The sequence below is a fragment of the Oceanobacillus caeni genome (assembly GCF_019037185.1).
In the GTDB taxonomy this organism is placed as follows: domain Bacteria; phylum Bacillota; class Bacilli; order Bacillales; family Amphibacillaceae; genus Oceanobacillus; species Oceanobacillus caeni.
Map to the genome: position 1 here is coordinate 23,555 of NZ_JAHHXM010000014.1, position 25,435 is coordinate 48,989.

The following is a 25,435-nucleotide window of genomic DNA, read 5'->3' on the forward strand; positions in this document are numbered from 1 at the left end:
CAATTTTTGATTGGCTGTGTTTTATATATATACATGCCTTTGTAAAATAGTAGAATTAACTTCTACAAAACGTATTATTTAAGGGGTGAAGCAGTTGGCAGGTCAACTAGTTCAATATGGACGGCACCGAAAACGTAGGAGCTATGCACGTATTAATGAGGTATTAGAGCTACCAAATTTAATTGAGATTCAAACTTCTTCATATGATTGGTTTTTAGAAGAAGGATTAAGAGAGATGTTCAAGGATATTTCTCCTATTGAGGATTTCGCAGGAAATTTATCACTTGAATTCGTAGATTATAGTTTAGGTGAGCCGAAGTATGATGTGGATGAGTCAAAGTCTAGAGATGTTACGTATAATGCTCCCCTTCGTGTGAAGGTTCGTTTAATTAATAACGAGACCGGTGAAGTAAAAGAACAAGAAGTGTTTATGGGAGACTTCCCATTAATGACTGATACAGGAACATTTATTATAAATGGTGCTGAACGTGTCATTGTATCTCAGCTTGTACGTTCTCCAAGCGTTTATTTTAATGATAAGATCGATAAAAATGGTAAGCGCGGTATTGGAGCAACAGTTATCCCGAATCGAGGCGCATGGCTTGAATTTGAAACGGATGCTAAGGATGTAGCCCATGTACGAATTGACCGTACAAGAAAATTGCCAATAACTGTACTTTTACGTGCACTTGGATTCGGTACCGATCAGGAAATCATAGATTTACTTGGTGAAAATGATTACCTTAAAAATACATTAGAAAAAGATAATACAGAGACTTCTGAAAAGGCCTTGCTCGAGATTTATGAGCGATTACGTCCTGGTGAGCCACCAACAGTGGAAAACGCTAAAAGTCTACTAGTTTCTAGATTTTTCGATCCGAAACGTTACGATCTTGCACATGTAGGTCGTTATAAAATGAATAAAAAGCTTAATATAAAAAATCGCTTATTTAACCAAGTTTTAGCTGAAACAATAGTTGATCCGGAAACTGGTGAAGTTTTAGCTGAAAAAGGCGACCGATTAGAACGTAAATTATTGAATAAGTTAATTCCATATTTAGAACGTACTGAAAATATGCTTGGCGAAAACACGTTTCAACCACATGATGGGGTTCTAGATGATGAAATCACTTTGCAAACGGTGAAAATCATTGACCCAACAGACCCAAGTGGAGAAAGAGTACTTAATGTAATCGGAAATGGTAATGTTGACAAAGATACGAAGCATATTACAACAGCTGACATCTTAGCCTCAATTAGTTATTTCTTTAATCTCCTTCATGAAGTTGGGGATACAGATGATATTGATCACCTAGGTAATCGTAGGTTGCGATCCGTTGGTGAGTTATTACAAAACCAATTCCGTATTGGACTTTCTCGTATGGAACGTGTAGTCCGTGAGAGAATGTCCATACAAGATACGTCAAGTGTAACGCCGCAACAGCTAATTAATATTAGACCAGTAATTGCTTCTATTAAGGAGTTCTTTGGTAGTTCCCAGTTATCTCAGTTTATGGACCAAACGAATCCATTGGCAGAGCTTACGCACAAGCGTCGTCTATCTGCATTAGGACCTGGTGGTTTGACTCGTGAGCGTGCTGGTATGGAAGTGCGAGATGTTCACTATTCACACTATGGTCGTATGTGTCCTATCGAAACACCTGAAGGACCAAACATCGGTCTAATTAACTCTTTATCATCCTTTGCAAAAGTGAATGATTACGGATTTATTGAAACTCCGTATCGTCGAGTTGACCCAGATACTGGTAAAGTTACGAATAAAATTGATTATTTAACTGCTGACGAAGAGGATAATTACATTGTCGCTCAAGCAAACGCTCCTTTAAATGAGGAGAATATATTCGAAAACGATGAAGTAATTGCAAGATTTAGAGGGGAAAACATTGTTGTTGATCGAGAGAAAATAGACTATATGGATGTCTCCCCTAAGCAGGTTGTATCTGCTGCAACGGCGTGTATTCCTTTCTTAGAGAATGATGACTCAAACCGTGCCCTTATGGGAGCGAACATGCAACGACAAGCAGTGCCGTTAATCAAACCACAAGCACCAATTGTTGGTACGGGAATGGAATATGTGAATGGTAAAGACTCAGGTGCTGCATTGATTTGTAAGCATGAGGGGATTGTAGAACGAGTTGAAGCGAAAGAAGTGCTTGTGCGTCGTGTATCTGAAGTGAACGGGAAAGAAGTTCAAGGTGATCTAGATCGATACAAACTTCAAAAATTTATTCGTTCGAATGCAGGAACATGTATTAACCAGCGCCCAATTGTTAAAGAAGGCGATCGTGTAACAAAGGGTGAAGTTTTAGCAGACGGCCCATCTATGCAAGACGGAGAAATGGCATTAGGTCAAAACGTTCTAGTTGCTTTCATGACATGGGAAGGTTACAACTATGAAGATGCGATCATCATGAGTGAAAGGCTTGTAAAGGACGATGTTTACACATCTATTCATATTGAAGAATATGAATCCGAATCTCGTGATACAAAACTGGGACCTGAAGAAATTACTCGTGATATTCCTAACGTCGGTGAAGATGCATTGAAGAACTTGGATGAGAATGGAATAATCCGTGTTGGTGCTGAAGTTACTGATGGGGATATCCTAGTTGGGAAAGTAACGCCTAAGGGAGTTACGGAATTATCTGCAGAAGAAAGATTATTGCATGCTATCTTTGGTGAAAAAGCGCGTGAAGTACGTGATACATCCTTGCGTGTTCCACATGGTGCAGGCGGTATAGTATTAGATGTTAAAATCTTTAACCGTGAAGACGGCGATGAGTTACCACCTGGAGTAAACCAATTGGTGCGTGCGTATATTGTGCAAAAACGTAAAATCCATGAAGGAGATAAGATGGCTGGTCGACACGGTAATAAAGGGGTAATCTCCAAAATATTACCTGAAGAAGATATGCCATTCTTACCAGATGGAACGCCTGTTGATATCATGTTAAACCCACTAGGTGTACCATCGCGAATGAATATCGGACAGGTGTTTGAGCTTCACTTAGGTATGGCAGCTAGACTTTTAGGCATTCATGTTGCTACACCAGTATTTGATGGTGCAACAGAAGAAGATGTATATGAAACCCTAGAAGAGGCTGGCATGTCAAGAGATGCGAAAACCGTACTTTATGATGGTAGAACAGGTGTCCCTTTTGACAACCGTGTTTCTGTCGGAGTAATGTATATGATTAAATTGGCTCACATGGTCGATGATAAGCTGCATGCGAGATCAACTGGACCTTATTCATTAGTAACGCAACAACCACTTGGTGGTAAAGCACAGTTCGGTGGACAACGGTTTGGAGAAATGGAAGTGTGGGCCTTAGAAGCTTATGGTGCTGCATACACATTACAGGAAATCCTAACAGTTAAATCGGATGACATTGTAGGCCGTGTTAAGACCTATGAATCCATTGTTAAAGGCGATAACGTCCCTGAGCCTGGTGTACCAGAATCGTTTAAAGTTTTAATTAAAGAACTACAAAGTCTTGGTATGGATGTTAAAATGCTTAACAGCCATGAAGACGAAATCGACATGCGTGATTTAGAAGAAGATGATACCCACTCTGCTAGTAAACTGAACTTGGAAGTTGAAGTAGAAGGAAAATAGAATATATAAGAGAATTGATGGTTCATCATACCATCAATTCTCTATTTGAAAATTGGATGAAAAAACGCACATTAAAAGGGAGGAAGGCTCCTTGCTAGATGTAAATAATTTTGAGTATATGAAAATTGGCTTAGCTTCATCGGAAAAAATCCGCTCTTGGTCATATGGTGAGGTTAAAAAACCAGAAACCATAAATTACCGTACGTTAAAACCGGAGAAAGATGGCCTTTTCTGCGAGCGTATTTTTGGCCCAACAAAAGACTGGGAATGTCATTGCGGTAAATACAAACGTGTACGTTATAAGGGTGTAGTTTGTGATCGCTGTGGAGTTGAAGTCACCAAATCTAAAGTGCGTCGCGAACGTATGGGGCATATTGAATTAGCTGCACCTGTATCTCATATATGGTATTTCAAAGGAATTCCTAGCCGTATGGGTCTAGTATTAGATATGTCGCCAAGAGCGCTAGAAGAAGTAATCTACTTTGCTGCCTATATTGTGACTGATCAAGGAAGTACACCGTTAGAGAAAAAACAACTTCTTTCTGAAAAAGAATATCGAGCATATTATGAAAAATACGGCAATACATTCAAGGCACAAATGGGTGCGGAAGCAATTCGTAAATTATTGCAAGATATTGATTTAGAAAAAGAAGTGGAAACTCTAAGAGAAGAGTTAAAAACTGCTCAAGGACAACGTCGTACTAGAGCAATCAAACGACTAGAAGTATTAGAAGCATTCCGTAATTCAGGTAATAAACCTGATTGGATGGTACTAGATGTTCTACCTGTCATTCCACCGGAAATTCGTCCGATGGTACAACTTGATGGTGGACGTTTTGCAACCTCTGATTTAAATGATCTATATCGACGTGTTATTAATCGTAATAATCGTTTGAAACGACTATTAGATTTAGGTGCGCCAAGCATTATTGTGCAAAACGAAAAACGTATGTTACAAGAAGCTGTTGACGCCTTGATTGATAATGGTAGAAGGGGACGTCCTGTCACAGGACCAGGTAATAGACCACTTAAATCACTGTCTCATATGTTGAAAGGGAAACAAGGAAGATTCCGTCAAAATCTTCTTGGTAAACGTGTAGACTATTCTGGACGTTCTGTTATTATTGTTGGTCCTCACCTTAAAATGTATCAATGTGGACTTCCTAAAGAGATGGCATTAGAATTATTCAAACCATTTATAATGAAAGAGTTAGTGGAAAGAGGTCTAGCTCATAACATTAAATCAGCTAAGCGTAAAATCGAACGCGTTCATCCAGATGTATGGGATGTGCTTGAAGATGTCATTAAAGAACATCCGGTATTACTAAACCGCGCACCGACTTTGCATAGATTAGGTATTCAAGCATTTGAGCCAACTTTGGTTGAGGGTCGAGCAATTCGTTTGCATCCACTAGTATGTACTGCATACAATGCGGACTTTGATGGTGACCAAATGGCTGTTCACGTTCCACTATCAGCTGAAGCACAGGCTGAGGCACGACTTCTTATGCTTGCGGCTCAAAATATTCTTAATCCAAAGGATGGAAAACCGGTTGTTACACCGTCCCAGGATATGGTATTAGGTAACTACTACTTAACACTTGAACGTGAAAATGCAGTTGGTGAGGGTAGTGTATTTAAAGATATCAATGAAGCAAGGATAGCTTATCAAAATGGTTATGTTCACCTTCATACGAGAGTTGCGGTTAAGGCTTCAAGTTTAAACAACCAAACTTTCACTGAAGAACAAAATAGCCAGTTATTGCTAACTACTGTTGGAAAACTAATTTTCAATGAAATTTTACCAGCATCGTTCCCGTTTATAAACGAACCAACACGATTGAATCTAGAGGAAAAAACTCCAGAGAATTATTTTGTTAGTATGGGAACAAATATTAAAGATGAAATTAAGAATCGTGAATTAGTTAAACCATTTAAGAAAGGTTTCTTAGGAGACATTATTGCGGAAGTATTTAAACGATATAAAATTACAGAAACATCTAAAATGCTTGACCGAATGAAAGATTTGGGTTTCAGCTATTCTACAAAAGCTGGGATGACAGTAGGTATCGCTGATATTGTAGTATTACCTGAAAAACAAGCAATCTTAGATGAGGCACAAGAAAAGGTAGATAAAGTGCTAAAACAATTCCGTCGTGGTCTTATTACAGAAGAGGAACGTTATGACCGTGTTATCTCTATCTGGACCACTACAAAGGATACGATCCAAGCTAAACTTATGGAATCCCTAAGTAACCGAAACCCAATATTCATGATGAGTGATTCGGGTGCACGTGGTAACGCGTCTAACTTTACACAGCTTGCTGGTATGCGTGGACTAATGGCTAACCCGGCTGGTAAGATTATTGAACTACCGATTAAATCTAGCTTCCGTGAAGGGTTAACGGTATTGGAATACTTTATTTCAACTCACGGTGCACTTAAAGGGCTTGCTGATACCGCGCTTAAGACTGCGGATTCTGGATATCTAACTCGTCGTTTGGTAGATGTTGCACAGGACGTTATTATTCGCGAGGAAGATTGTGGAACGGATCGCGGACTAGAGGTAGAAGCATTAGTTGATGGTACCGAAGTTATTGAACCATTAATTGACCGACTAATAGGACGTACTGCATTTATGACTGTTAAACACCCTGAAACTGGCAAGGTAATAGTTAACAAGAATGAGTTAATGACAGAAGACCAAGCTAAAGAAATTGTTGAAGCAGGTATTGAAAAGGTTACTATCCGCTCAGCATTTACATGTAATACTAAACACGGTGTATGTCAAAAATGTTATGGACGTAACCTTGCTACAGGTTCTGATGTGGAAGTGGGTGAAGCTGTGGGTATTATCGCAGCACAATCTATCGGGGAACCAGGTACACAGTTAACAATGCGTACATTCCATACAGGTGGGGTAGCAGGTAATGATATTACACAAGGTTTACCTCGTATCCAAGAATTATTCGAGGCACGTAATCCTAAGGGACAAGCGGTTATTACTGAAATTTACGGTAGTGTCCTAGAGATAAATGAAAACAAAGATAAACAAGAGATTGTTATCCAAGGCGATGTGGAACAGCGTTCTTATGCGGTACCTTATAATGCTAGACTTAAGGTATCTATAGGTGACGCAGTAGAAGCTGGGCAAGAATTGACAGAGGGTTCCATTGATCCGAAAGATTTATTACGTGTTAAAGGTGTAGAAGGTGTTCAAGCTTATATTCTACGCGAAGTTCAACGTGTATATCGTATGCAAGGGGTAGAAATTGGCGACAAACACGTTGAAGTAATGGTACGACAAATGTTACGTAAGATTAGAGTTGTTGATTCGGGAGATACGGATGTATTGCCAGGTTCGTTACTTGAGTTACATCAATTTAAAGAAGCGAACAAATCTGTGTTACTTGACGGCGGTAACCCTGCAACAGGTAGACCAGTATTACTTGGTATTACGAAAGCATCTCTTGAAACAGATTCATTCTTATCAGCTGCATCCTTCCAAGAAACGACAAGAGTTCTTACAGATGCTGCGATTAAAGGTAAACGTGATGAATTACTTGGACTTAAAGAAAATGTTATTATTGGTAAACTCGTTCCAGCGGGTACAGGGATGCAACAATATCGTCGCATTAAACCAATATTAGATAAACCTGAAGAAGAAGTTTCAGAAGAGATAGAAACGGAAATAGTACAATAATTAATCTAACCAAAAAGGAATAATTGTTAGGAAGCACCAAAAAAAATAGACATTTGATATTGACATTAAAAAAGTAGAATGGTACTATATTCAAGGTGCTTCCGATTATTCTTGTTGCTTTGGAGGATACGATGATAGATGTCTTATGATAAAGTAACACAAGTCAAATCACGTCTAATAATTGGGACTAAACAAACACTGAAAGCTATGAAAAATGGCGAAGTAAGTGAAGTGTTTATTGCTAATGATGCTGATGAGCATATAACGCAAAAAGTAGCTAGTTTAGCGGATGAACTTGATATACCACGTAAGTCAGTCGATTCCAAAAGGAAGTTGGGTGTCGTATGTGGCATTGAAGTTGATGCGTCTGTAGTTGCGGTAAAGGTAATTAATTAAGAGGTCAAGCCTCTGGATTTTTTTACTATAAAATGAACCGCCTGGATGTGTGGGATTACAAATGCCGAAAAACTATCTAGTTACTGCAATTATATTACAGTATTAAACAAGGAAGGGAGGAAAACAAAAATGCCTACAATTAACCAACTTGTACGCAAAGGTCGAGTTAGTAAATCTAAAGCTTCTGACTCTCCAGCACTTAACAAAGGTTACAACAGCTTTAAAAAATCATTAACTGATGTAAATTCTCCACAAAAACGTGGTGTTTGTACTCGTGTTGGTACACTAACTCCTAAAAAACCAAACTCTGCATTACGTAAATATGCACGTGTACGTTTATCAAACAACATGGAAGTAACTGCGTACATCCCAGGGATTGGCCATAACCTACAAGAACACAGTGTTGTATTAATCCGTGGAGGTCGTGTTAAAGACTTACCAGGGGTACGTTACCATATTGTTCGTGGTGCGCTTGACACTGCAGGTGTAGAAGGACGTATGCAAAGTCGTTCTAAATACGGAACTAAAAAGCCAAAAGCGAAAAAATAATTAATTTCAAATCAACATTAAGTGAAAGGAGGATGTCATATGCCTCGTAAAGGTCCAGTACCAAAACGTGATGTATTGCCAGATCCGCTATACAATTCAAAATTAGTTACACGTTTAATTAACCAAATCATGGTTGATGGTAAACGTGGTAAAGCTCAAAAAATCCTTTATAAAGCATTTGAGCTTGTTCAAGAGAGAAGTGGACAAAATCCAATGGAAGTGTTTGAACAGGCAATGAAGAATGTAATGCCTGTACTTGAAGTTCGCGCTCGTCGTGTTGGTGGTTCAAACTACCAAGTACCAGTTGAGGTGCGTCCTGAGAGACGTCAAGCATTAGGATTACGTTACCTAGTAAACTATTCACGTCTTCGTGGAGAAAAAACTATGGAAGAACGTCTTGCTAATGAAATTCTAGATGCTTCTAATAATACAGGTGCATCTGTTAAGAAACGTGAAGAAATGCATAAAATGGCTGAAGCTAACAAAGCATTTGCTCACTACCGTTGGTAATAGTATACGAACATTAGTTAGTTTGTAATAGAAAGGAGAGAAATACATGGCTAGAGAGTTCTCCTTGGAAAAGACGCGTAATATCGGTATTATGGCACACATTGATGCCGGTAAAACAACAACTACCGAACGTATTCTTTTCTATACAGGACGTATTCATAAAATTGGTGAAACACATGAAGGTGCTTCGCAAATGGACTGGATGGAGCAGGAGCAAGAACGTGGTATTACGATTACTTCTGCTGCAACAACAGCTCAGTGGAAAGGTCACCGCATTAACATTATCGACACACCTGGTCACGTAGACTTCACAGTTGAAGTTGAACGTTCATTACGTGTGCTTGATGGTGCGGTTACAGTACTTGATGCACAATCTGGTGTAGAACCTCAAACAGAAACAGTTTGGCGCCAAGCTACAACATACGGTGTACCAAGAATAGTATTCATTAATAAAATGGATAAAACTGGTGCGGATTTCTTATATTCTACAAAGACTTTGAAAGACCGTCTAGGTGCTAACGCACACCCAGTTCAGTTACCAATCGGTGCTGAAGATCAATTCGAGGGAATCATCGACCTAATCAACATGGAAGCTCATTATTACCTAGATGACTTAGGTACTACTGATGAATCTCGTGAAATTCCTGAAGAATTAAGAGATCAAGCTGAAGAATTACGAGCTAATCTTATTGAGGCGGTAGCAGAATCTGATGAAGACCTAATGATAAAATATCTTGAAGGTGAAGAAATCAGTATCGATGAGTTAAAAACCGCTATTCGTAAAGCTACTTTGAATGTTGAATTCTATCCAGTATTTTGTGGATCAGCATTTAAAAATAAAGGTGTTCAATTGATGTTGGACGGAGTTATTGATTATCTTCCAGCTCCAACGGATATTCCTCCAATCGAAGGTATCATTCCAGGAACTGAAGAAAAAGTAACTCGCCCATCAGATGATAGTGAACCATTTTCTGCACTTGCATTTAAAGTAATGACTGACCCGTACGTTGGTAAACTTACATTCTTCCGTGTATATTCCGGAACATTAGATTCTGGTTCTTATGTGAAGAACTCTGTGAAGGATAAACGTGAACGTGTTGGACGTATTCTACAAATGCATGCAAACCACCGTGAGGAAATTTCAACAGTTTATTCTGGAGAAATCGCTGCAGCAGTTGGTTTGAAAGACACAGCAACTGGGGATACATTATGTGATGAAAAGAACTTAGTAATCTTGGAATCCATGGAATTCCCAGAACCAGTTATTTCAGTAGCTATTGAGCCTAAGACAAAAGCTGACCAAGATAAAATGGGTATTGCTTTAGGTAAACTTGCTGAAGAAGATCCAACATTCAGAACTGAAACAAACCCAGAAACTGGTCAAACAATCATCTCTGGTATGGGTGAACTACATCTAGATATTATTGTTGACCGTTTAAAACGTGAATTCAAAGTTGAAGCAAATGTTGGTGCCCCACAAGTTGCATATCGTGAAACATTCCGAGCAGCGGCTGAAGTTGAAGGTAAATTCGTACGTCAGTCTGGTGGACGTGGACAATACGGTCACGTTTGGATCAAATTTGAACCAAATGAAGAAGGCGCTGGCTTTGAATTTGTTAACAACATTGTTGGTGGGGTTGTACCTCGTGAATACATTCCAGCTGTTCAACAAGGTGTTGAAGAAGCAATGGAAAATGGGGTATTAGCTGGTTATCCATTAATTGACGTAAAAGCTACACTATATGATGGTAGCTACCATGATGTTGACTCTAACGAAATGGCGTTTAAGGTTGCTGCATCTATGGCACTTAAAGCTGCCAAAAACAAATGTAACCCTGTTATTCTAGAGCCAATTGAAAAAGTAGAAATTACTATTCCAGAAGAATACATGGGAGACATTATGGGTGATGTTACATCACGCCGTGGACGTGTAGAGGGTATGGAAGCTCGCGGTAATGCACAAATTATCAAAGCGTTTGTACCATTATCTGAAATGTTTGGTTATGCTACAGCTCTACGTTCTAATACACAAGGACGCGGAACATATTCAATGCATTTTGATCACTTTGAAGAAGTTCCAAAATCAATTGCTGAAGAAATTATTAAGAAAAATGCAGGAGAATAATTGATTTTTTTGTAGATGTAACGTATAACAAATGTATGAAGGCTAAGAAATAATAGTTTAATTATTATTTCTTAGTTACACATAAAAATTTAAAATATAATTTTTGTTACTTAAAGGAGGAACTATAAATGGCTAAAGAAAAATTTGACCGCTCTAAAAGTCACGTTAACGTTGGTACAATTGGACACGTTGACCATGGTAAAACTACTTTAACTGCTGCGATTACAACAGTAATGAATAAGAAAAACGGATCTGGTACTGCTATGGCGTACGATCAAATTGATGGTGCTCCAGAAGAAAAAGAACGTGGAATTACAATTGCAACTTCTCACGTTGAATATGAAACTGAAACTCGTCACTATGCACACGTAGACTGCCCAGGTCACGCTGACTATGTTAAAAACATGATCACTGGTGCTGCACAAATGGACGGAGCTATCTTAGTAGTATCTGCTGCTGATGGTCCAATGCCACAAACTCGTGAGCATATCCTACTTTCTCGTAACGTAGGTGTACCTTCAATCGTTGTATTCTTAAACAAAGTTGATATGGTAGACGATGAAGAATTACTAGAATTAGTAGAAATGGAAGTTCGTGATTTATTATCTGAATATGACTTCCCTGGTGATGATGTACCAGTTATTAGCGGTTCTGCGCTAAAAGCACTTGAAGGTGACGAAAAATACGAACAAGCAATTGTAGACCTAATGGCCGCAGTTGATGAATATGTTCCAACTCCAGAACGTGACAACGACAAACCATTCATGATGCCAGTAGAGGATGTATTCTCAATCACTGGTCGTGGTACTGTTGCAACTGGTCGTGTTGAACGTGGACAAGTTAAAGTTGGGGACGAAGTTGAAATCATCGGTCTTAACGAAGAGTCTAGCAAAACTACAGTAACTGGTGTTGAAATGTTCCGTAAGCTTCTTGACTATGCTGAAGCTGGTGACAACATCGGTGCGCTACTTCGTGGTGTTGCTCGTGAAGATATCAACCGTGGACAAGTGCTTGCTAAACCAGGCTCAATCACTCCACATACTAACTTCAAAGCTGAAGTTTATGTTTTGTCAAAAGACGAAGGTGGACGTCACACTCCATTCTTCTCTAACTACCGTCCTCAGTTCTACTTCCGTACAACTGACGTAACAGGAGTTATTAATCTTCCTGAAGGAACTGAAATGGTAATGCCTGGAGATAACACTGAAATGACAGTTGAGCTTATCTCTCCAATCGCTATTGAAGAAGGTACTCGCTTCTCTATCCGTGAAGGTGGACGTACTGTTGGATCAGGTGTTGTAACAACAATCATTAAATAAATGCTTATTTTGAAACAGGTGACGCAATAATTGCGTTACCTGTTTTTTTATACCATTTATCATTGGGAGGAAATATCATGCTGCATTTTGTTTCCGAAATTAAAAAAATCCCATAATCACTTGCAATTGTTGATATGAGTATGTATAATACCTAGATGTGTGACCGAAAAAAAGCCTAAAAGTAATGGTTGCATTGGCCAATCGCTTTTGATATACTATTAATGTTGGTCATATAAAGTGATGATGTGAGAGGTTGTTGGCACGCCCGGCCCCTTTGCCATGGCTGGCTGTCAAGGAATTTTCACGGAGAATGTCTGTTATGATATGGGCGTAAAGGAGGGAAAATAATGGCAAAAGAGAAAATCAGAATCCGTTTAAAGGCATATGATCACCGTGTATTAGATCAATCTGCTGAAAAAATCGTAGACACAGCAAAACGTTCTGGAGCGAATGTATCTGGACCGATTCCATTGCCTACAGAAAAATCAGTTTATACAGTCTTACGTGCGGTTCATAAATATAAGGATTCACGTGAACAATTCGAAATGCGTACACATAAACGTCTAATCGATATTGTTGATCCAACACCAAAAACGGTTGATTCATTAATGAGACTTGACTTACCGTCTGGTGTGGACATTGAAATTAAATTATAAAACTAAGTTTAATTATAGGAGGTGTAACGGATGACGAAAGGAATCTTAGGTCGTAAAATTGGCATGACTCAACTATTTACGGAAAATGGTGAATTAGTACCAGTTACTGTTATTCAAGCTGAGCCAAACGTAGTTTTACAAAAGAAATCATTAGAAAACGACGGCTATGAGGCTCTACAAATCGGTTTTGCAGATAAAAAACAATCTCGCACAAAAAAACCAGAAGTAGGTCATGCTGAAAAAGCAAATACAGCCCCTAAGCGCTACGTTCGTGAATTCCGTAACGCAAATCTTGACGATTATGAAATAGGTCAAGAAATTAAGGTTGATGTTTTCGAAGCTGGAGAAAAAGTGGATGTAACAGGAACTTCTAAAGGTAAAGGATTCCAAGGTTCAATTAAACGTCACGGACAACAACGTGGACCAATGGGACACGGTTCGCACTATCACAGAGGACCAGGTTCTATGGGTGCGATTGATGCTATGCGTGTATTTAAAGGTAAAAAACTACCAGGACATATGGGATCTGAAAAAGTTACAATCCAAAACCTTGAAATTGTTAGTGTAGATGCTGAAAAAAATCTACTATTAATTAAAGGTAATGTTCCAGGTGCGAAAAAATCTTACGTTAAAATCACAAGTGCGATAAAAGGTAACTAATTACAGACGAAGGGAGGATATGTCATGCCTAAAGTAGCACTATTTAATCAAGATGGAAGTAATGCAGGAGAAGTTGAATTAAACGATGCGGTGTTCGGTATTGAACCTAATACTCATGTATTACACGAAGCAGTTGTAATGCAAAGAGCTTCTTTACGTCAAGGAACTCATAAAGTTAAAAATCGTTCAGAAGTTAGCGGCGGTGGACGTAAACCGTGGCGTCAAAAAGGAACTGGACGTGCTCGTCAAGGATCAATTCGATCTCCTCAATGGGTAGGCGGTGGAACTGTTTTCGGACCTACACCACGTAGCTATAGCTATAAACTACCGAAAAAGGTTCGTCGTTTAGCTCTTAGATCTGCATTATCTTCTAAGGTTAAAGAAGATAACTTAGTAGTTTTAGACGGTATCTCTATTGAAGCCCCTAAAACAAAAGAAGTTGTTAACATGTTAGAAGCATTAAAAGTAGCAGATAAAGCTTTAATCGTTACTGATAATAGAGATGAAGTTGTTGCTCGTTCAGCAAATAACCTACAATCTGTTAAGGTATTAACAGTAGAAGAATTAAATGTTTTAGACTTGCTTACGCATGACAAGCTAATCTTAACTAAAGATGCAGCTGTTAAAGCAGGGGAGGTGCTTGCATAATGAAAGATCCACGTGATATTATTAAGCGCCCTGTCATTACAGAGCATTCCGCAGATTTAATGGGAGAAAAAAAATACACTTTTGAAGTATCCACTAAAGCAAATAAAACTGAAATTAAAGATGCCGTAGAATCTATCTTTGGTGTCAAAGTAATTAAAGTTAACACATTAAACCTTAAAGGTAAGTTTAAACGTATGGGACGTTATGGCGGATTTCGCCCAAATCGTAAGAAAGCTATCGTTCAACTATCAGAAGATAGTAAAGAACTAGATTTCTTTGAAGCTTAATAAGTAAATTAAGAGAAGGAGGGAAACAAGATGGCGATTAAAAAATACAGACCGACTTCTAACGGTCGTCGTAATATGTCTGTTTCTGATTTTGCAGAAATCACAACAGACCAACCAGAAAAATCCCTACTAGCTCCGTTATATAAACGTGGTGGTCGTAATAACCAAGGGAAATTAACGGTTCGTCATCAAGGCGGTGGACATAAACGTCAATATCGTGTTATTGACTTCAAACGCAACAAAGATGGAATACCAGGACGTGTTGCTACGATTGAATATGATCCAAACCGTACTGCTAATATTGCATTAATCCATTATGTTGATGGAGAAAAACGTTATATTTTAGCACCAAAAGGACTTAAAGTAGGCCAAGAGGTTGAATCAGGAGAAAATGCTGACATTAAAGTTGGTAATGCACTTCCTTTAGAAAATATCCCCGTTGGTACTATCATTCATAATGTTGAATTGAAGCCAGGAAACGGTGGTCAACTTGCTCGTTCGGCTGGTACTGAGGCTCAAATTCTAGGACGTGAAGGTAAATACACACTAGTTCGTTTAGCATCTGGTGAATCTCGTCTTATCTTAAGTACATGCCGCGCAACTGTTGGTCAAGTAGGAAATGTCGAACATGAATTGATTAGAGTCGGTAAAGCGGGACGTTCTCGCTGGTTAGGTAAACGCCCAACTGTTCGTGGATCTGTAATGAACCCGAATGATCACCCACATGGTGGTGGTGAAGGACGTGCACCAATCGGACGTAAATCACCGATGTCTCCTTGGGGCAAACCAACACTTGGTTACAAAACTCGTAAACGTAACAAACCGTCTGATAAATATATTGTTCGTAAACGTAAAAAATAAACGAAATCACAGACGGGAAATATCACCCGTCTTTCAATTGCGGAAGGAGGTTTATCCATGGGTCGTAGTTTAAAAAAGGGACCTTTTGCAGATGACCATTTATTAAAAAAGATTGATACATTGAACGAAACTGATAAAAAACAAGTTGTTAAAACTTGGTCGCGTCGTTCAACAATCTTCCCACAATTTATCGGTCATACAATCGCAGTTTATGATGGACGTAAACACGTTCCTGTATACATTACCGAAGATATGGTCGGACATAAATTAGGTGAATTCGTGCCAACTCGTACTTATAAAGGGCATGCTGGCGATGATAGGAAAACAAAACGTTAATGAGAGGAGGCGTTAATGCATGCAAGCTAAAGCCGTTGCAAAAACAGTTCGTATTGCTCCTCGTAAAGTTCGTTTAGTTGTTGATCTAATTCGAGGAAAAAACGTTGGTGAAGCAGTTGCGATTTTAAAACATACACAACGTGGTGCTTCTCCAGTAGTAGAAAAAGTATTAAAATCTGCTATTGCTAATGCAGAACACAACTATGAAATGGACACTGATAACTTAGTAGTATCAGAAGCTTATGTAAATGAAGGTCCAACATTGAAACGTTTCCGTCCACGTGCACAAGGACGCGCAAGCAGAATAAATAAACGCACAAGCCACATTACAGTGGTTGTAACAGAAAAGAAGGAGGGATAGTTAGTGGGTCAAAAAGTACATCCAACCGGTCTTCGTGTGGGAATTATTAAAGACTGGGAATCAAAATGGTATGCTGGAAAAGACTATGCAGACTTATTACATGAAGATATCAAGATTAGAGAATATCTTGAAAATCGCCTAAAGATTGCTGCTGTTTCTTCTATTGAAATCGAACGTGCGGCAAATCGTGTAAATATTACTATTCATACAGGTAAACCTGGTATGGTAATTGGTAAAGGCGGATCTGAAGTAGAAGCTCTACGTAAATCTTTAAATGCACTAACTGGTAAAAGAGTACACATCAACATTGTGGAAGTTAAAAAAGTTGATATTAACGCTAAATTAGTAGCTGATAATATTGCACGTCAATTAGAAAATCGTATCTCATTCCGTCGTGCTCAAAAACAAGCGATTCAACGTGCTATGCGTGGTGGCGCATTAGGAATTAAAACACAAGTATCTGGTCGTCTTGGAGGAGCGGATATCGCTCGTGCGGAACATTATAGTGAAGGAACGGTACCATTACACACTCTACGTGCTGACATTGACTATGGCACTGCAGAAGCTGACACTACTTATGGTAAGCTAGGTGTTAAAGTGTGGATTTATCGTGGTGAAGTCCTTCCAACTAAAAAAGAAAAATAAAGGAAGGGGGCAATTGCATTATGTTAATGCCTAAACGTGTAAAACATCGTAAGCAACATCGTGCTAAATTAACTGGCCAAGCTAAAGGTGGTACTTCCGTAGCGTTTGGTGAGTATGGTTTACAAGCAGTTGAACCTGCTAGAATTACAAGTCGTCAAATCGAGGCTGCTCGTATTGCGATGACTCGTTATATGAAACGTGGCGGTAAAGTTTGGATTAAAATATTCCCAGACAAACCGTATACTAAAAAACCTTTAGAAGTACGTATGGGTTCCGGTAAAGGTGCTCCTGAAGGATGGGTGGCTATCGTTAAGCCAGGAAAAATTATGTTTGAAATCGCTGGTGTATCTGAAGAGGTTGCACGTGAAGCACTGCGTCTTGCTTCTCATAAACTACCGATTAAAACTAAATTTGTAAAACGTGAAGAAATTGGTGGTGAAAACAATGAAGGCTAATGAAATTAGAGATCTAACCACTGCCGAAATTGAACAAAAAGTAAAATCATTAAAAGAAGAACTATTTAATTTACGTTTCCAACTTGCAACTGGACAATTGGAAAACACAGCACGTATTCGTGAAGTAAGAAAAGCAATTGCAAGAATGAAAACAGTCATTCGCCAACGTGAATTAAACGTTAATAACTGATTAACTGAGAGGAGGTTAGCCTCAAATGTCTGAACGTAATAATCGTAAAGTTTACACTGGTCGTGTTGTATCCGATAAAATGGATAAAACTATCACAGTATTAGTAGAAACTTATAAAAACCATAAATTATATGGTAAACGTGTGAAATATTCTAAGAAATTTAAAGCACATGATGAGAATAACCAAGCTAAAGTTGGAGATATCGTTCAAATCATGGAAACTCGTCCACTTTCAGCTACTAAACGTTTCCGTCTAGTCGAAGTTGTGGAAGAAGCTGTAATTATATAATAAGTCGGATCTTAAAAAAATCCGAAGGGAGGTCACAGTGTTATGATTCAACAAGAAACTCGTTTAAAAGTTGCAGATAACTCTGGTGCTCGTGAATTGTTAACCATTAAAGTATTAGGTGGCTCAGGTCGTAAAACGGCTAACATCGGTGATATTGTTGTTTGTTCAGTAAAACAGGCAACACCAGGCGGCGTTGTCAAAAAAGGTGACGTAGTAAAAGCTGTTATCGTACGTAGCAAATCTGGTGCTCGCCGAAAAGATGGATCATATATTCGTTTTGATGAAAATGCCGCAGTAATTGTACGTGACGATAAAAGTCCTAGAGGAACTCGTATCTTTGGACCTGTTGCACGTGAATTACGTGATGCTAAATTCATGAAAATCGTATCTCTAGCTCCAGAAGTTCTATAAGATCGTAAACTTAGTGTCAAGGAGGTGCGTAAAGCATGCATGTAAAAAAAGGTGATAAAGTTAAAGTATTGTCTGGTAAAGATCGTGGTAAAGAAGGCGTAATATTAGAAGCATTCCCTAAAAAGGAACGTGTACTAGTAGAAGGCGTAAATATGATTAAAAAACACGCAAAACCTTCTCAAGAAAATCCACAAGGTGGAATTTTAAACATTGAAGCACCTATCCATGTTTCTAATGTAATGCCAATCGATCCAAAGACTGGTGAACCAACTCGCGTAGGATATGAATTACGTGATGGAAAAAAAGTACGTATCGCTAAAAAATCCGGTGAAGTTTTAGATAAATAATTCGCTGCAGGAAGGAGGGCGACATGATGAATCAATTACAAGAAAAATACAAAGATGAAATTGTACCATCTTTAATGAATAAATTTAATTACAATTCAGTAATGCAAGTGCCTAAAGTAGAAAAGATTGTTATCAATATGGGTGTTGGTGACGCTGTTCAAAACTCTAAAGCATTAGATAGTGCAGTTGAGGAATTATCTCTAATTTCTGGTCAAAAACCACTTATTACTCGTGCTAAGAAATCAATCGCTGGTTTCCGTCTACGTGAAGGTATGCCTATCGGCGCTAAGGTAACACTTCGCGGAGAACGCATGTACGAATTCCTACAAAAACTTATTTCAGTATCACTTCCACGTGTACGTGACTTCCGTGGAATCTCTAAAAAGGCTTTTGATGGTCGTGGTAACTATACATTGGGTGTTAAAGAACAACTAATTTTCCCAGAAATTAACTATGATAAGGTAAATAAAGTTCGTGGTATGGATATCGTTATTGTTACAACATCTAACACTGACGAAGAAGCTCGTGAACTTTTGGCTGGGCTAGGCATGCCTTTCCAAAAATAAGCTAAAGAGCTAACACAAGGAGGGAAAATTGTGGCTAAAAAATCAATGGTTGCGAAACAAAAACGTCCACAAAAATATCAAGTTCGTGAATATACACGTTGTGAACGTTGCGGTCGTCCACATTCAGTAATTCGTAAATTTAAACTTTGCCGTATTTGTTTCCGTGAACTTGCCTATAAAGGTCAAATTCCTGGTGTCAAAAAAGCAAGTTGGTAATCCCCGATTCGGGAAGGAGGTATTTTAGTAATGACTATGACAGATCCAATTGCAGACATGCTTACTCGTATTCGTAATGCAAACATGGTTAAACATGAAAAATTAGAACTACCATCTTCAAAAATTAAAGCTGAAATAGCGGATATTCTTAAACGTGAAGGATTCGTTAAAGATTATGAAGTAATTGAAGATAACAAACAAGGTGTTCTACGTATTTTCCTTAAGTACGGTCAAAATGAAGAAAAGGTTATTACTGGTATTAAACGTATCAGTAAGCCAGGATTACGTGTATATGCTAAAGCTAGCGAAGTACCTCGCGTACTAAACGGCCTTGGAATTGCTATTGTCTCCACTTCTAAAGGAGTGCTTTCTGATAAAGAAGCACGTTCTCAAGCAGTAGGCGGCGAAGTATTAGCATATGTTTGGTAATTAATATTTTTAATTAGAGGAGGTGCCATGAATGTCTCGTATAGGACTTAAGCCAATTGAAATCCCTGAAGGTGTAGAAGTAAAACAAGATGGGAATACAATTACTGTTAAAGGCCCTAAAGGAACTTTGACACTAGATATACATCATGATATGAAGATTAATATAGATGGTAATGTTCTTACTGTTGAACGCCCAAGTGATCATAAAGAACATCGCACACTACACGGTACTACTCGAAGCAACATCGCTAACATGGTTGAAGGAGTAAGTAAAGGTTTTGAGAAATCTCTTGAAATCATTGGTGTTGGTTACCGTGTTCAAAAACAAGGAAATAAAGTTGTTATTAATGCAGGTTATTCTCACCCAGTTGAAATCGAAAAAATCGAAGGAATCGAAATCGATGTACCGAAGAATACCGAAGTTGTTGTAAAAGGTATTGATAAACAACTAGTTGGTGCTGTTGCAGCTAACATCAGAGCGATCAGACCACCTGAACCATACAAGGGTAAAGGTATTCGCTATGCTGGTGAATATGTACGCCGTAAAGAAGGTAAAACTGCTAAGTAATAAAGGTTAAGAGCAGAAAGGAGTGACGTAAATGATCACAAAACCTGACAAAAATGTTATACGTAAAAGAAGACATAACCGTGTACGTAGAAATTTAGCTGGTACAATGGAACGTCCTCGTTTAAACGTTTATCGCTCAAATAAGCATATCTATGCTCAATTAATAGATGATATGACTGGAGTAACAGTTGCAAGTGCTTCTACTAAAGATAAAGAAGTTAATCTTGAATCTACGTCAAATACCGATGCAGCTAAAGTAGTCGGAGAACTAATTGCAAAACGAGCTCAAGATAAAGGATTTAAATCTGTTGTATTTGATCGCGGAGGATACCTTTATCATGGACGTGTAAAAGCATTAGCTGATTCAGCTCGTGAAGCAGGATTAGAATTCTAAAGGAAGAAGGAGGGAAATCTAGGATGAATACAAGTATCGATCCGAATAAACTTGATCTTGAAGAACGTGTTGTTGCGGTAAACCGTGTTTCGAAAGTTGTAAAAGGTGGACGTCGTATGCGTTTCGCGGCAATCGTTGTAGTCGGAGATAAAAACGGTCATGTAGGTTTTGGTACAGGTAAAGCTCAAGAAGTACCAGAAGCTATTAAAAAAGCAGTCGATGACGCTAAGAAAAACTTAATCACTGTGCCTTTAGTTGGAACTAGTATCCCACACGAAGTATATGGTAGATATGGTTCTGGTAAAGTATTGATGAAGCCAGCACTTGAAGGTACTGGAGTTATCTCTGGTGGCCCAGTCCGTGCGGTCTTAGAGTTAGCTGGTGTAGGTGATATTTTAACTAAATCCTTAGGCTCTAATACACCAATCAATATGATTCGTGCTACTATGGATGGTTTAACTCAACTTAAACGTGCTGCAGATGTTGCTAAATTGCGCGGTAAGTCCATAGAAGAACTGTTAGGATAATAAGGAGGGAAATACTATGTCTAAAAAATTAGAGATCACCCTCACACGGAGTGTTATAGGTAGAAAAGAAAAACAGGTTAAAACTGTTGAAGCATTAGGACTTAAAAAGATTAGTCAATCCGTAGTTCTTGAAGATACTCCATCCGTACGCGGTATGATCAATAGAGTATCTCATCTTGTAGCGGTAAAAGAAGTTTAATAACATAAGTGTAAAGAGGAGGTGCTCGCATGAAACTACATGAATTAAAAGCAACTGAAGGATCACGTAAAGACAGAAATCGTGTTGGTCGTGGAACTTCTTCAGGAAATGGTAAAACTTCTGGTAGAGGACATAAAGGTCAAAAAGCACGTTCTGGCGGCGGTGTTCGCCCAGGATTCGAAGGTGGACAAATGCCTTTATTTCAACGTTTACCAAAACGTGGTTTTACTAATATTAATCGTAAAGAATATACAATAGTTAATTTAGAAACTTTAAATCGCTTTGAAGAAGGAACAGAAATTACTCCAGAGCTATTACTAGAAGAAGGTATCGTAAGCAAACTAAATGCAGGTATTAAAGTACTTGGAAAAGGCGCTATCGAAAAGAATCTAACAGTAAAAGCTCATAAGTTCTCTACTTCTGCAAAGGAAGCAATTGAGGCAGCGGGCGGTAAAACTGAGGTGATTTAATGTTTCGTACATTCTCCAATTTATGGCGCGTTGCTGATATCAGACGGAAAATAATTTTCACTCTACTTATGTTAATTGTCTTCCGTCTAGGTACATTTATACCAGTACCATTTACAAACAATGATGCTATTGACTTTATGAACAATCAGCAAAATGTATTTGGATTTCTAAATACATTCGGTGGTGGGGCTTTACAAAACTTCTCCATTTTTGCAATGGGAATTATGCCTTACATTACTGCATCCATCATTATGCAATTATTGCAGATGGATATTGTTCCTAAGTTTACTGAATGGAAAAAACAAGGTGAAATGGGACGCAAAAAGCTTGCTCAATTCACCCGATATTTCACAATCGTGCTAGCATTTATCCAGGCTATTGCAATGTCTATAGGATTTAATGCATTAGCTGGAGGAATGTTAATTGAAAATCCTAACTTTGCGAAGTTCTTAGTAATTGCTATAGTTTTAACTGCTGGTACTGCATTCTTGATGTGGGTAGGAGAACAGATTACTGAACATGGTGTTGGCAATGGGATCTCTATCATCATTTTTGCGGGTATTGTTGCGGCAGTACCAAATGGTGTGGCACAGTTGTATAGCCAGTATTTTATTAATCCTGGTGATCAATTGTTTATCAATATTGTTATTGTTGCTTTAATTGCCCTGGTTGCTTTGGCCGTAATAGTTGGCGTTATTTTTGTTAACGAGGCATTAAGAAAAATACCAGTCCAATATGCAAAAAAAATGGTAAATCGTTCTACGGTTGGTGGCCAATCAACTCATCTACCAATAAAAGTAAATGCAGCTGGTGTTATTCCTGTAATATTTTCTGTTGCATTTATTATTGCGCCACGTACGATTGCTAGTTTCTTTGATGGAAAGGTTGCAGCAACAATTACACAGATATTTGATTATACACAACCTATTGGTATGGTAATCTATATTGCGTTAATTATAGCTTTCTCATATTTCTATACATTTGTTCAAGTGAATCCAGAGCAAATGGCAGAAAACTTACAAAAGCAAGGTGGATACATTCCTGGTATTAGGCCCGGGAAGAATACAGAGACATATTTGACAAGAGTAATTAATAGACTAACTTTTGTTGGTTCTATTTTCTTAGCTGTTGTTGCTGTCTTACCTATGGTTTTAGGTAGTCTTGCTAATCTACCTACCGCAGTACAAATTGGCGGCACAAGTTTACTAATCGTTGTAGGTGTTGCGTTACAAACGATGAAACAATTAGAAGGTCAGTTAGTGAAACGTCACTACAAGGGATTTATTAAGTAATTTCCTGCTGCCAACAAAGAGCGAGGGGAAAACGATGAACTTAATATTAATGGGTTTACCTGGTGCAGGTAAAGGTACACAGGCAGACAAAATTAATAATAAATATAACATCCCTCATATATCTACAGGGGATATGTTTCGTCTAGCTATTAAAGAAGGAACAGAACTCGGGAAAAGAGCTAAAGAATTCATGGATCAAGGTGAGCTTGTTCCCGATGAAGTTACAGTTGGAATAGTAAAAGAACGTTTAAGTAAAGACGATTGTAAAAACGGCTTTTTACTGGATGGTTTTCCAAGAACAATTGCACAGGCAGAGGCTTTGCAACAACTTCTAAGTGAATTAGGTTTATCACTTGATCATGTTATTCATGTAGATGTACCGGAAGAAAAATTAGTGGAGCGTCTTACTGGTCGTAGAATTTGTCCAACTTGTGGAACAGCTTATCATGTTTTATTTAATCCTCCGAAAGTTGAAGGGATTTGTGACAAAGATGGTTCACATTTAGTTCAACGGGACGATGACACAGCTGAAACGGTCAAAAAACGTTTATCAGTTAATATAGAGCAAACTCAACCATTACTTGATTTTTATGAATCAGAAGGGTATCTTGTTAAAGTAAATGGAGATCAAGAGATAGATAAAGTCTTCCAAGATATTCAAGAATTCCTTGAAAAGTAATTCCGAAATTTAACGGTTCTCACCGAACAGATGCATTTCTCTTTGGTAATCGTTATAATAAATATGATAGTTTGGGAAAACTCATGTACACCTTTTTTATAAAGTGACACTATTTATAATTTACCTTTATTGGTGACAAACAAACTATAGCCTAAGTGCAGGTGATCTTGTTGAACGAAGGTGCTAAGGGCGCGTTAGGTCAGGTTGTTCGTGTTTTGCAAGGACGTGAAGCAGGCCAGTATATGATTGTTATTGAACAAGTAGATGATCGTTATGTCTTGCTAGCAGATGGGGAGAAACGCAAAACAAATCGACCAAAGAAAAAGAATCTGCATCACATTGAGATGACGGATTATGTTTCTCCTGAAGTCCAAAACAGCCTTCTAGAAACTGGTCGTGTCACAAATGGGAAATTGCGATTTGCCATATCAAAGTTTATAAATGAGATTGTGACTGAACTTGAGAAGGGAGATCTACACGATGGCGAAAGATGATGTAATTGAAGTCGAAGGTACCGTGACCGAGACATTGCCTAATGCAATGTTTAATGTAGAGCTTGAAAATGGCCATACTGTATTGGCTCACGTTTCTGGTAAAATTCGCATGCATTTTATTCGTATTTTACCAGGAGATAAAGTGACGGTTGAACTTTCTCCATATGATTTAACAAGAGGACGAATTACGTACCGTTATAAATAGACTCTCCATATAAAAGGAGGAATAACTTATGAAAGTAAGAGCATCTGTTAAACCAATATGCGAAAAATGTAAAGTTATTAAACGCAAAGGCAAAGTAATGGTCATTTGCGAAAATCCGAAGCATAAACAAAAACAAGGTTAATAAGGAGGTGCTATCCATACATGGCACGTATTGCAGGTATTGATATTCCACGTGAAAAACGTGTAGTAATTTCATTAACATATATTTATGGAATCGGCAAAAAGACTGCACAGAAAATCCTTAAAGAGGCTGGCGTTTCTGAAGACACTCGTGTGCGTGATTTAACAGAAGACGAATTAGCAAATATTCGTAAAGCTGTAGATGCATATACTATCGAGGGTGATCTACGTCGTGAAATTTCATTAAACATTAAGCGTCTAATGGAAATTGGTTCTTACAGAGGATTACGTCATCGTCGAGGATTACCAGTTCGTGGACAAAATACAAAGAATAATTCACGTACTCGTAAAGGCCCACGTAAAACGATGGCTAATAAGAAAAAATAAGTAAAGGAGGTTCACATAAATGGCACGTAAAACAAATACTCGTAAACGTCGTGTGAAAAAGAATGTTGAATCAGGTGTAGCACATATTCGTTCAACGTTTAACAACACTATTGTTACTATTACGGACAAACAAGGGAACGCAATTGGCTGGAGTTCTGCAGGTGCATTAGGCTTTAAAGGTTCTCGTAAATCTACTCCATTTGCTGCACAAATGGCTGCTGAAACTGCTGCTAAATCTGCAATTGAAAATGGAATGAAAAACTTAGAAGTAACTGTTAAAGGTCCAGGAGCTGGACGTGAAGCTGCAATTCGTTCACTTCAAGCAGCTGGTTTAGAAGTTACAGCAATTGTAGATGTAACACCAGTTCCTCATAACGGTTGTCGCCCACCAAAACGTCGTCGTGTTTAATTTTACCGTATAGAATTTGTCACCCTGTCAATAATGGGTTATGATAGCTAAAATGTCGGTGATTATGGTCACTA

General features: G+C 38.3%; 35 protein-coding genes. All 35 read left to right on the plus strand.

Translation table 11 applies throughout. The annotated features are described in order from the left end of the window. Positions 1–94 precede the first annotated feature (94 nt). The 35 genes from rpoB to rpsK all read left to right on the plus strand — a co-directional run bounded on the left by rpoB (position 95) and on the right by rpsK (position 25,361). Positions 95–3,637 carry a DNA-directed RNA polymerase subunit beta gene (gene rpoB, locus KM885_RS09510; RefSeq protein ID WP_204798447.1) on the plus strand — a complete coding sequence of 1,181 codons (3,543 nt, stop codon included), beginning with the start codon at positions 95–97 and terminating at the stop codon, positions 3,635–3,637. Positions 3,638–3,728: 91 nt separating this feature from the next. Next, positions 3,729–7,340 (plus strand): DNA-directed RNA polymerase subunit beta', encoded by a 3,612-nt coding sequence (gene rpoC, locus KM885_RS09515; protein ID WP_216883863.1) that lies wholly within the window; start codon positions 3,729–3,731, stop codon positions 7,338–7,340. Between the two features lie 138 nt (positions 7,341–7,478). Further along, positions 7,479–7,736, plus strand: a complete 258-nt coding sequence (locus KM885_RS09520) for a ribosomal L7Ae/L30e/S12e/Gadd45 family protein (protein ID WP_047185909.1) — start codon at positions 7,479–7,481, stop codon at positions 7,734–7,736. Between the two features lie 129 nt (positions 7,737–7,865). Then, complete coding sequence (rpsL, locus tag KM885_RS09525) at positions 7,866–8,285, plus strand: 30S ribosomal protein S12 (RefSeq protein WP_047185908.1); 420 nt, start codon at positions 7,866–7,868, stop codon at positions 8,283–8,285. A 39-nt stretch (positions 8,286–8,324) separates the two neighbouring features. Then, entirely contained in the window at positions 8,325–8,795 is a 471-nt protein-coding gene (rpsG, locus tag KM885_RS09530) for a 30S ribosomal protein S7 (protein ID WP_047185907.1), read from the plus strand. A 46-nt stretch (positions 8,796–8,841) separates the two neighbouring features. Then, positions 8,842–10,920, plus strand: coding sequence for an elongation factor G (gene fusA, locus KM885_RS09535; RefSeq protein WP_060668149.1), 2,079 nt, complete (start codon positions 8,842–8,844; stop codon positions 10,918–10,920). A gap of 128 nt (positions 10,921–11,048) precedes the next feature. Next, a complete protein-coding gene (gene tuf / locus KM885_RS09540; RefSeq protein ID WP_047185905.1) occupies positions 11,049–12,239 on the plus strand; it encodes an elongation factor Tu in 1,191 nt (396 codons plus the stop codon). A 347-nt stretch (positions 12,240–12,586) separates the two neighbouring features. Further along, entirely contained in the window at positions 12,587–12,895 is a 309-nt protein-coding gene (gene rpsJ, locus KM885_RS09545) for a 30S ribosomal protein S10 (RefSeq protein ID WP_047185904.1), read from the plus strand. Between the two features lie 30 nt (positions 12,896–12,925). Continuing rightward, a complete protein-coding gene (gene rplC / locus KM885_RS09550) occupies positions 12,926–13,555 on the plus strand; it encodes a 50S ribosomal protein L3 (RefSeq protein ID WP_047185903.1) in 630 nt (209 codons plus the stop codon). 24 nt (positions 13,556–13,579) lie between these two features. Then, positions 13,580–14,203, plus strand: coding sequence for a 50S ribosomal protein L4 (rplD, locus tag KM885_RS09555; RefSeq protein ID WP_047185902.1), 624 nt, complete (start codon positions 13,580–13,582; stop codon positions 14,201–14,203). Then, positions 14,203–14,490 (plus strand): 50S ribosomal protein L23, encoded by a 288-nt coding sequence (rplW, locus tag KM885_RS09560; protein ID WP_047185901.1) that lies wholly within the window; start codon positions 14,203–14,205, stop codon positions 14,488–14,490. Before rplD ends, rplW begins: the two co-directional genes overlap by 1 nt. 30 nt (positions 14,491–14,520) lie before the next feature. Next, entirely contained in the window at positions 14,521–15,351 is an 831-nt protein-coding gene (rplB, locus tag KM885_RS09565; protein ID WP_047185900.1) for a 50S ribosomal protein L2, read from the plus strand. 57 nt (positions 15,352–15,408) lie between these two features. Beyond that, positions 15,409–15,687 carry a 30S ribosomal protein S19 gene (gene rpsS, locus KM885_RS09570; RefSeq protein ID WP_060668147.1) on the plus strand — a complete coding sequence of 93 codons (279 nt, stop codon included), beginning with the start codon at positions 15,409–15,411 and terminating at the stop codon, positions 15,685–15,687. A 19-nt stretch (positions 15,688–15,706) separates the two neighbouring features. After that, positions 15,707–16,048, plus strand: coding sequence for a 50S ribosomal protein L22 (gene rplV / locus KM885_RS09575; RefSeq protein ID WP_047185898.1), 342 nt, complete (start codon positions 15,707–15,709; stop codon positions 16,046–16,048). 3 nt (positions 16,049–16,051) lie between these two features. Then, positions 16,052–16,693, plus strand: a complete 642-nt coding sequence (rpsC, locus tag KM885_RS09580) for a 30S ribosomal protein S3 (protein WP_047185897.1) — start codon at positions 16,052–16,054, stop codon at positions 16,691–16,693. Positions 16,694–16,713: 20 nt separating this feature from the next. Then, complete coding sequence (rplP, locus tag KM885_RS09585; protein WP_047185896.1) at positions 16,714–17,148, plus strand: 50S ribosomal protein L16; 435 nt, start codon at positions 16,714–16,716, stop codon at positions 17,146–17,148. Next, positions 17,138–17,338 carry a 50S ribosomal protein L29 gene (gene rpmC, locus KM885_RS09590; protein ID WP_047185895.1) on the plus strand — a complete coding sequence of 67 codons (201 nt, stop codon included), beginning with the start codon at positions 17,138–17,140 and terminating at the stop codon, positions 17,336–17,338. The genes rplP and rpmC overlap by 11 nt, the downstream gene beginning before the upstream one ends. 25 nt (positions 17,339–17,363) lie before the next feature. Then, positions 17,364–17,627, plus strand: coding sequence for a 30S ribosomal protein S17 (gene rpsQ / locus KM885_RS09595; RefSeq protein WP_047185894.1), 264 nt, complete (start codon positions 17,364–17,366; stop codon positions 17,625–17,627). A gap of 42 nt (positions 17,628–17,669) precedes the next feature. Continuing rightward, a complete protein-coding gene (gene rplN / locus KM885_RS09600; protein ID WP_047185893.1) occupies positions 17,670–18,038 on the plus strand; it encodes a 50S ribosomal protein L14 in 369 nt (122 codons plus the stop codon). A 35-nt stretch (positions 18,039–18,073) separates the two neighbouring features. Then, positions 18,074–18,385: a 50S ribosomal protein L24 gene (gene rplX, locus KM885_RS09605; RefSeq protein ID WP_060668146.1), complete on the plus strand. Its 312-nt coding sequence runs from the start codon at positions 18,074–18,076 to the stop codon at positions 18,383–18,385. 26 nt (positions 18,386–18,411) lie between these two features. Beyond that, positions 18,412–18,951, plus strand: coding sequence for a 50S ribosomal protein L5 (gene rplE, locus KM885_RS09610; RefSeq protein WP_047185891.1), 540 nt, complete (start codon positions 18,412–18,414; stop codon positions 18,949–18,951). Between the two features lie 30 nt (positions 18,952–18,981). Beyond that, positions 18,982–19,167 (plus strand): type Z 30S ribosomal protein S14, encoded by a 186-nt coding sequence (locus KM885_RS09615; RefSeq protein WP_047185890.1) that lies wholly within the window; start codon positions 18,982–18,984, stop codon positions 19,165–19,167. Between the two features lie 30 nt (positions 19,168–19,197). After that, positions 19,198–19,596, plus strand: a complete 399-nt coding sequence (rpsH, locus tag KM885_RS09620; protein WP_047185889.1) for a 30S ribosomal protein S8 — start codon at positions 19,198–19,200, stop codon at positions 19,594–19,596. Between the two features lie 31 nt (positions 19,597–19,627). Continuing rightward, a complete protein-coding gene (rplF, locus tag KM885_RS09625; RefSeq protein WP_047185888.1) occupies positions 19,628–20,164 on the plus strand; it encodes a 50S ribosomal protein L6 in 537 nt (178 codons plus the stop codon). A gap of 31 nt (positions 20,165–20,195) precedes the next feature. Further along, positions 20,196–20,558 (plus strand): 50S ribosomal protein L18, encoded by a 363-nt coding sequence (rplR, locus tag KM885_RS09630; protein WP_047185887.1) that lies wholly within the window; start codon positions 20,196–20,198, stop codon positions 20,556–20,558. Positions 20,559–20,581: 23 nt separating this feature from the next. Beyond that, complete coding sequence (rpsE, locus tag KM885_RS09635) at positions 20,582–21,085, plus strand: 30S ribosomal protein S5 (protein ID WP_047185886.1); 504 nt, start codon at positions 20,582–20,584, stop codon at positions 21,083–21,085. Positions 21,086–21,101: 16 nt separating this feature from the next. Continuing rightward, positions 21,102–21,284, plus strand: coding sequence for a 50S ribosomal protein L30 (gene rpmD, locus KM885_RS09640; protein WP_047185885.1), 183 nt, complete (start codon positions 21,102–21,104; stop codon positions 21,282–21,284). 29 nt (positions 21,285–21,313) lie between these two features. Next, positions 21,314–21,754 carry a 50S ribosomal protein L15 gene (gene rplO / locus KM885_RS09645; RefSeq protein WP_047185884.1) on the plus strand — a complete coding sequence of 147 codons (441 nt, stop codon included), beginning with the start codon at positions 21,314–21,316 and terminating at the stop codon, positions 21,752–21,754. Beyond that, positions 21,754–23,046, plus strand: coding sequence for a preprotein translocase subunit SecY (secY, locus tag KM885_RS09650; protein ID WP_060668145.1), 1,293 nt, complete (start codon positions 21,754–21,756; stop codon positions 23,044–23,046). Before rplO ends, secY begins: the two co-directional genes overlap by 1 nt. Before the next feature lie 34 nt (positions 23,047–23,080). Beyond that, on the plus strand, positions 23,081–23,725 hold the full coding sequence (locus KM885_RS09655; protein ID WP_047185882.1) for an adenylate kinase: 645 nt from the start codon (positions 23,081–23,083) through the stop codon (positions 23,723–23,725). 170 nt (positions 23,726–23,895) lie between these two features. Further along, the gene (locus tag KM885_RS09660; protein ID WP_047185881.1) at positions 23,896–24,219 is read left to right on the plus strand and encodes a KOW domain-containing RNA-binding protein; all 324 of its coding nucleotides are present in this window, start codon (positions 23,896–23,898) and stop codon (positions 24,217–24,219) included. Beyond that, positions 24,206–24,424: a translation initiation factor IF-1 gene (gene infA, locus KM885_RS09665; protein ID WP_010095735.1), complete on the plus strand. Its 219-nt coding sequence runs from the start codon at positions 24,206–24,208 to the stop codon at positions 24,422–24,424. The genes KM885_RS09660 and infA overlap by 14 nt, the downstream gene beginning before the upstream one ends. Before the next feature lie 28 nt (positions 24,425–24,452). Further along, the gene (gene rpmJ / locus KM885_RS09670) at positions 24,453–24,566 is read left to right on the plus strand and encodes a 50S ribosomal protein L36 (protein WP_010095733.1); all 114 of its coding nucleotides are present in this window, start codon (positions 24,453–24,455) and stop codon (positions 24,564–24,566) included. 20 nt (positions 24,567–24,586) lie between these two features. Continuing rightward, positions 24,587–24,952: a 30S ribosomal protein S13 gene (gene rpsM, locus KM885_RS09675; protein ID WP_047185880.1), complete on the plus strand. Its 366-nt coding sequence runs from the start codon at positions 24,587–24,589 to the stop codon at positions 24,950–24,952. 19 nt (positions 24,953–24,971) lie between these two features. Further along, on the plus strand, positions 24,972–25,361 hold the full coding sequence (rpsK, locus tag KM885_RS09680) for a 30S ribosomal protein S11 (protein WP_047185879.1): 390 nt from the start codon (positions 24,972–24,974) through the stop codon (positions 25,359–25,361). The last annotated feature ends 74 nt before the right edge of the window (positions 25,362–25,435 follow it).

Coding starts and splice junctions, on each gene's coding strand:
- rpsJ (WP_047185904.1), top strand. CDS start 12,587: ATGGCAAAAGAGAAAATCAGAATCCGTTTAAAGGCATATGATCACCGT.
- rplV (WP_047185898.1), top strand. CDS start 15,707: ATGCAAGCTAAAGCCGTTGCAAAAACAGTTCGTATTGCTCCTCGTAAA.
- rpmJ (WP_010095733.1), top strand. CDS start 24,453: ATGAAAGTAAGAGCATCTGTTAAACCAATATGCGAAAAATGTAAAGTT.
- rplX (WP_060668146.1), top strand. CDS start 18,074: ATGCATGTAAAAAAAGGTGATAAAGTTAAAGTATTGTCTGGTAAAGAT.
- KM885_RS09520 (WP_047185909.1), top strand. CDS start 7,479: ATGTCTTATGATAAAGTAACACAAGTCAAATCACGTCTAATAATTGGG.
- rplD (WP_047185902.1), top strand. CDS start 13,580: ATGCCTAAAGTAGCACTATTTAATCAAGATGGAAGTAATGCAGGAGAA.
- secY (WP_060668145.1), top strand. CDS start 21,754: ATGTTTCGTACATTCTCCAATTTATGGCGCGTTGCTGATATCAGACGG.
- rpsE (WP_047185886.1), top strand. CDS start 20,582: ATGAATACAAGTATCGATCCGAATAAACTTGATCTTGAAGAACGTGTT.
- rplC (WP_047185903.1), top strand. CDS start 12,926: ATGACGAAAGGAATCTTAGGTCGTAAAATTGGCATGACTCAACTATTT.
- rpmC (WP_047185895.1), top strand. CDS start 17,138: ATGAAGGCTAATGAAATTAGAGATCTAACCACTGCCGAAATTGAACAA.
- rpsK (WP_047185879.1), top strand. CDS start 24,972: ATGGCACGTAAAACAAATACTCGTAAACGTCGTGTGAAAAAGAATGTT.
- rplP (WP_047185896.1), top strand. CDS start 16,714: ATGTTAATGCCTAAACGTGTAAAACATCGTAAGCAACATCGTGCTAAA.
- rplN (WP_047185893.1), top strand. CDS start 17,670: ATGATTCAACAAGAAACTCGTTTAAAAGTTGCAGATAACTCTGGTGCT.
- rplB (WP_047185900.1), top strand. CDS start 14,521: ATGGCGATTAAAAAATACAGACCGACTTCTAACGGTCGTCGTAATATG.
- tuf (WP_047185905.1), top strand. CDS start 11,049: ATGGCTAAAGAAAAATTTGACCGCTCTAAAAGTCACGTTAACGTTGGT.
- rpsS (WP_060668147.1), top strand. CDS start 15,409: ATGGGTCGTAGTTTAAAAAAGGGACCTTTTGCAGATGACCATTTATTA.
- rpsM (WP_047185880.1), top strand. CDS start 24,587: ATGGCACGTATTGCAGGTATTGATATTCCACGTGAAAAACGTGTAGTA.
- rpmD (WP_047185885.1), top strand. CDS start 21,102: ATGTCTAAAAAATTAGAGATCACCCTCACACGGAGTGTTATAGGTAGA.
- rpsQ (WP_047185894.1), top strand. CDS start 17,364: ATGTCTGAACGTAATAATCGTAAAGTTTACACTGGTCGTGTTGTATCC.
- KM885_RS09655 (WP_047185882.1), top strand. CDS start 23,081: ATGAACTTAATATTAATGGGTTTACCTGGTGCAGGTAAAGGTACACAG.
- rplE (WP_047185891.1), top strand. CDS start 18,412: ATGAATCAATTACAAGAAAAATACAAAGATGAAATTGTACCATCTTTA.
- rplF (WP_047185888.1), top strand. CDS start 19,628: ATGTCTCGTATAGGACTTAAGCCAATTGAAATCCCTGAAGGTGTAGAA.
- rplO (WP_047185884.1), top strand. CDS start 21,314: ATGAAACTACATGAATTAAAAGCAACTGAAGGATCACGTAAAGACAGA.
- rplW (WP_047185901.1), top strand. CDS start 14,203: ATGAAAGATCCACGTGATATTATTAAGCGCCCTGTCATTACAGAGCAT.
- infA (WP_010095735.1), top strand. CDS start 24,206: ATGGCGAAAGATGATGTAATTGAAGTCGAAGGTACCGTGACCGAGACA.
- rplR (WP_047185887.1), top strand. CDS start 20,196: ATGATCACAAAACCTGACAAAAATGTTATACGTAAAAGAAGACATAAC.
- fusA (WP_060668149.1), top strand. CDS start 8,842: ATGGCTAGAGAGTTCTCCTTGGAAAAGACGCGTAATATCGGTATTATG.
- rpsH (WP_047185889.1), top strand. CDS start 19,198: ATGACTATGACAGATCCAATTGCAGACATGCTTACTCGTATTCGTAAT.
- rpsL (WP_047185908.1), top strand. CDS start 7,866: ATGCCTACAATTAACCAACTTGTACGCAAAGGTCGAGTTAGTAAATCT.
- rpsG (WP_047185907.1), top strand. CDS start 8,325: ATGCCTCGTAAAGGTCCAGTACCAAAACGTGATGTATTGCCAGATCCG.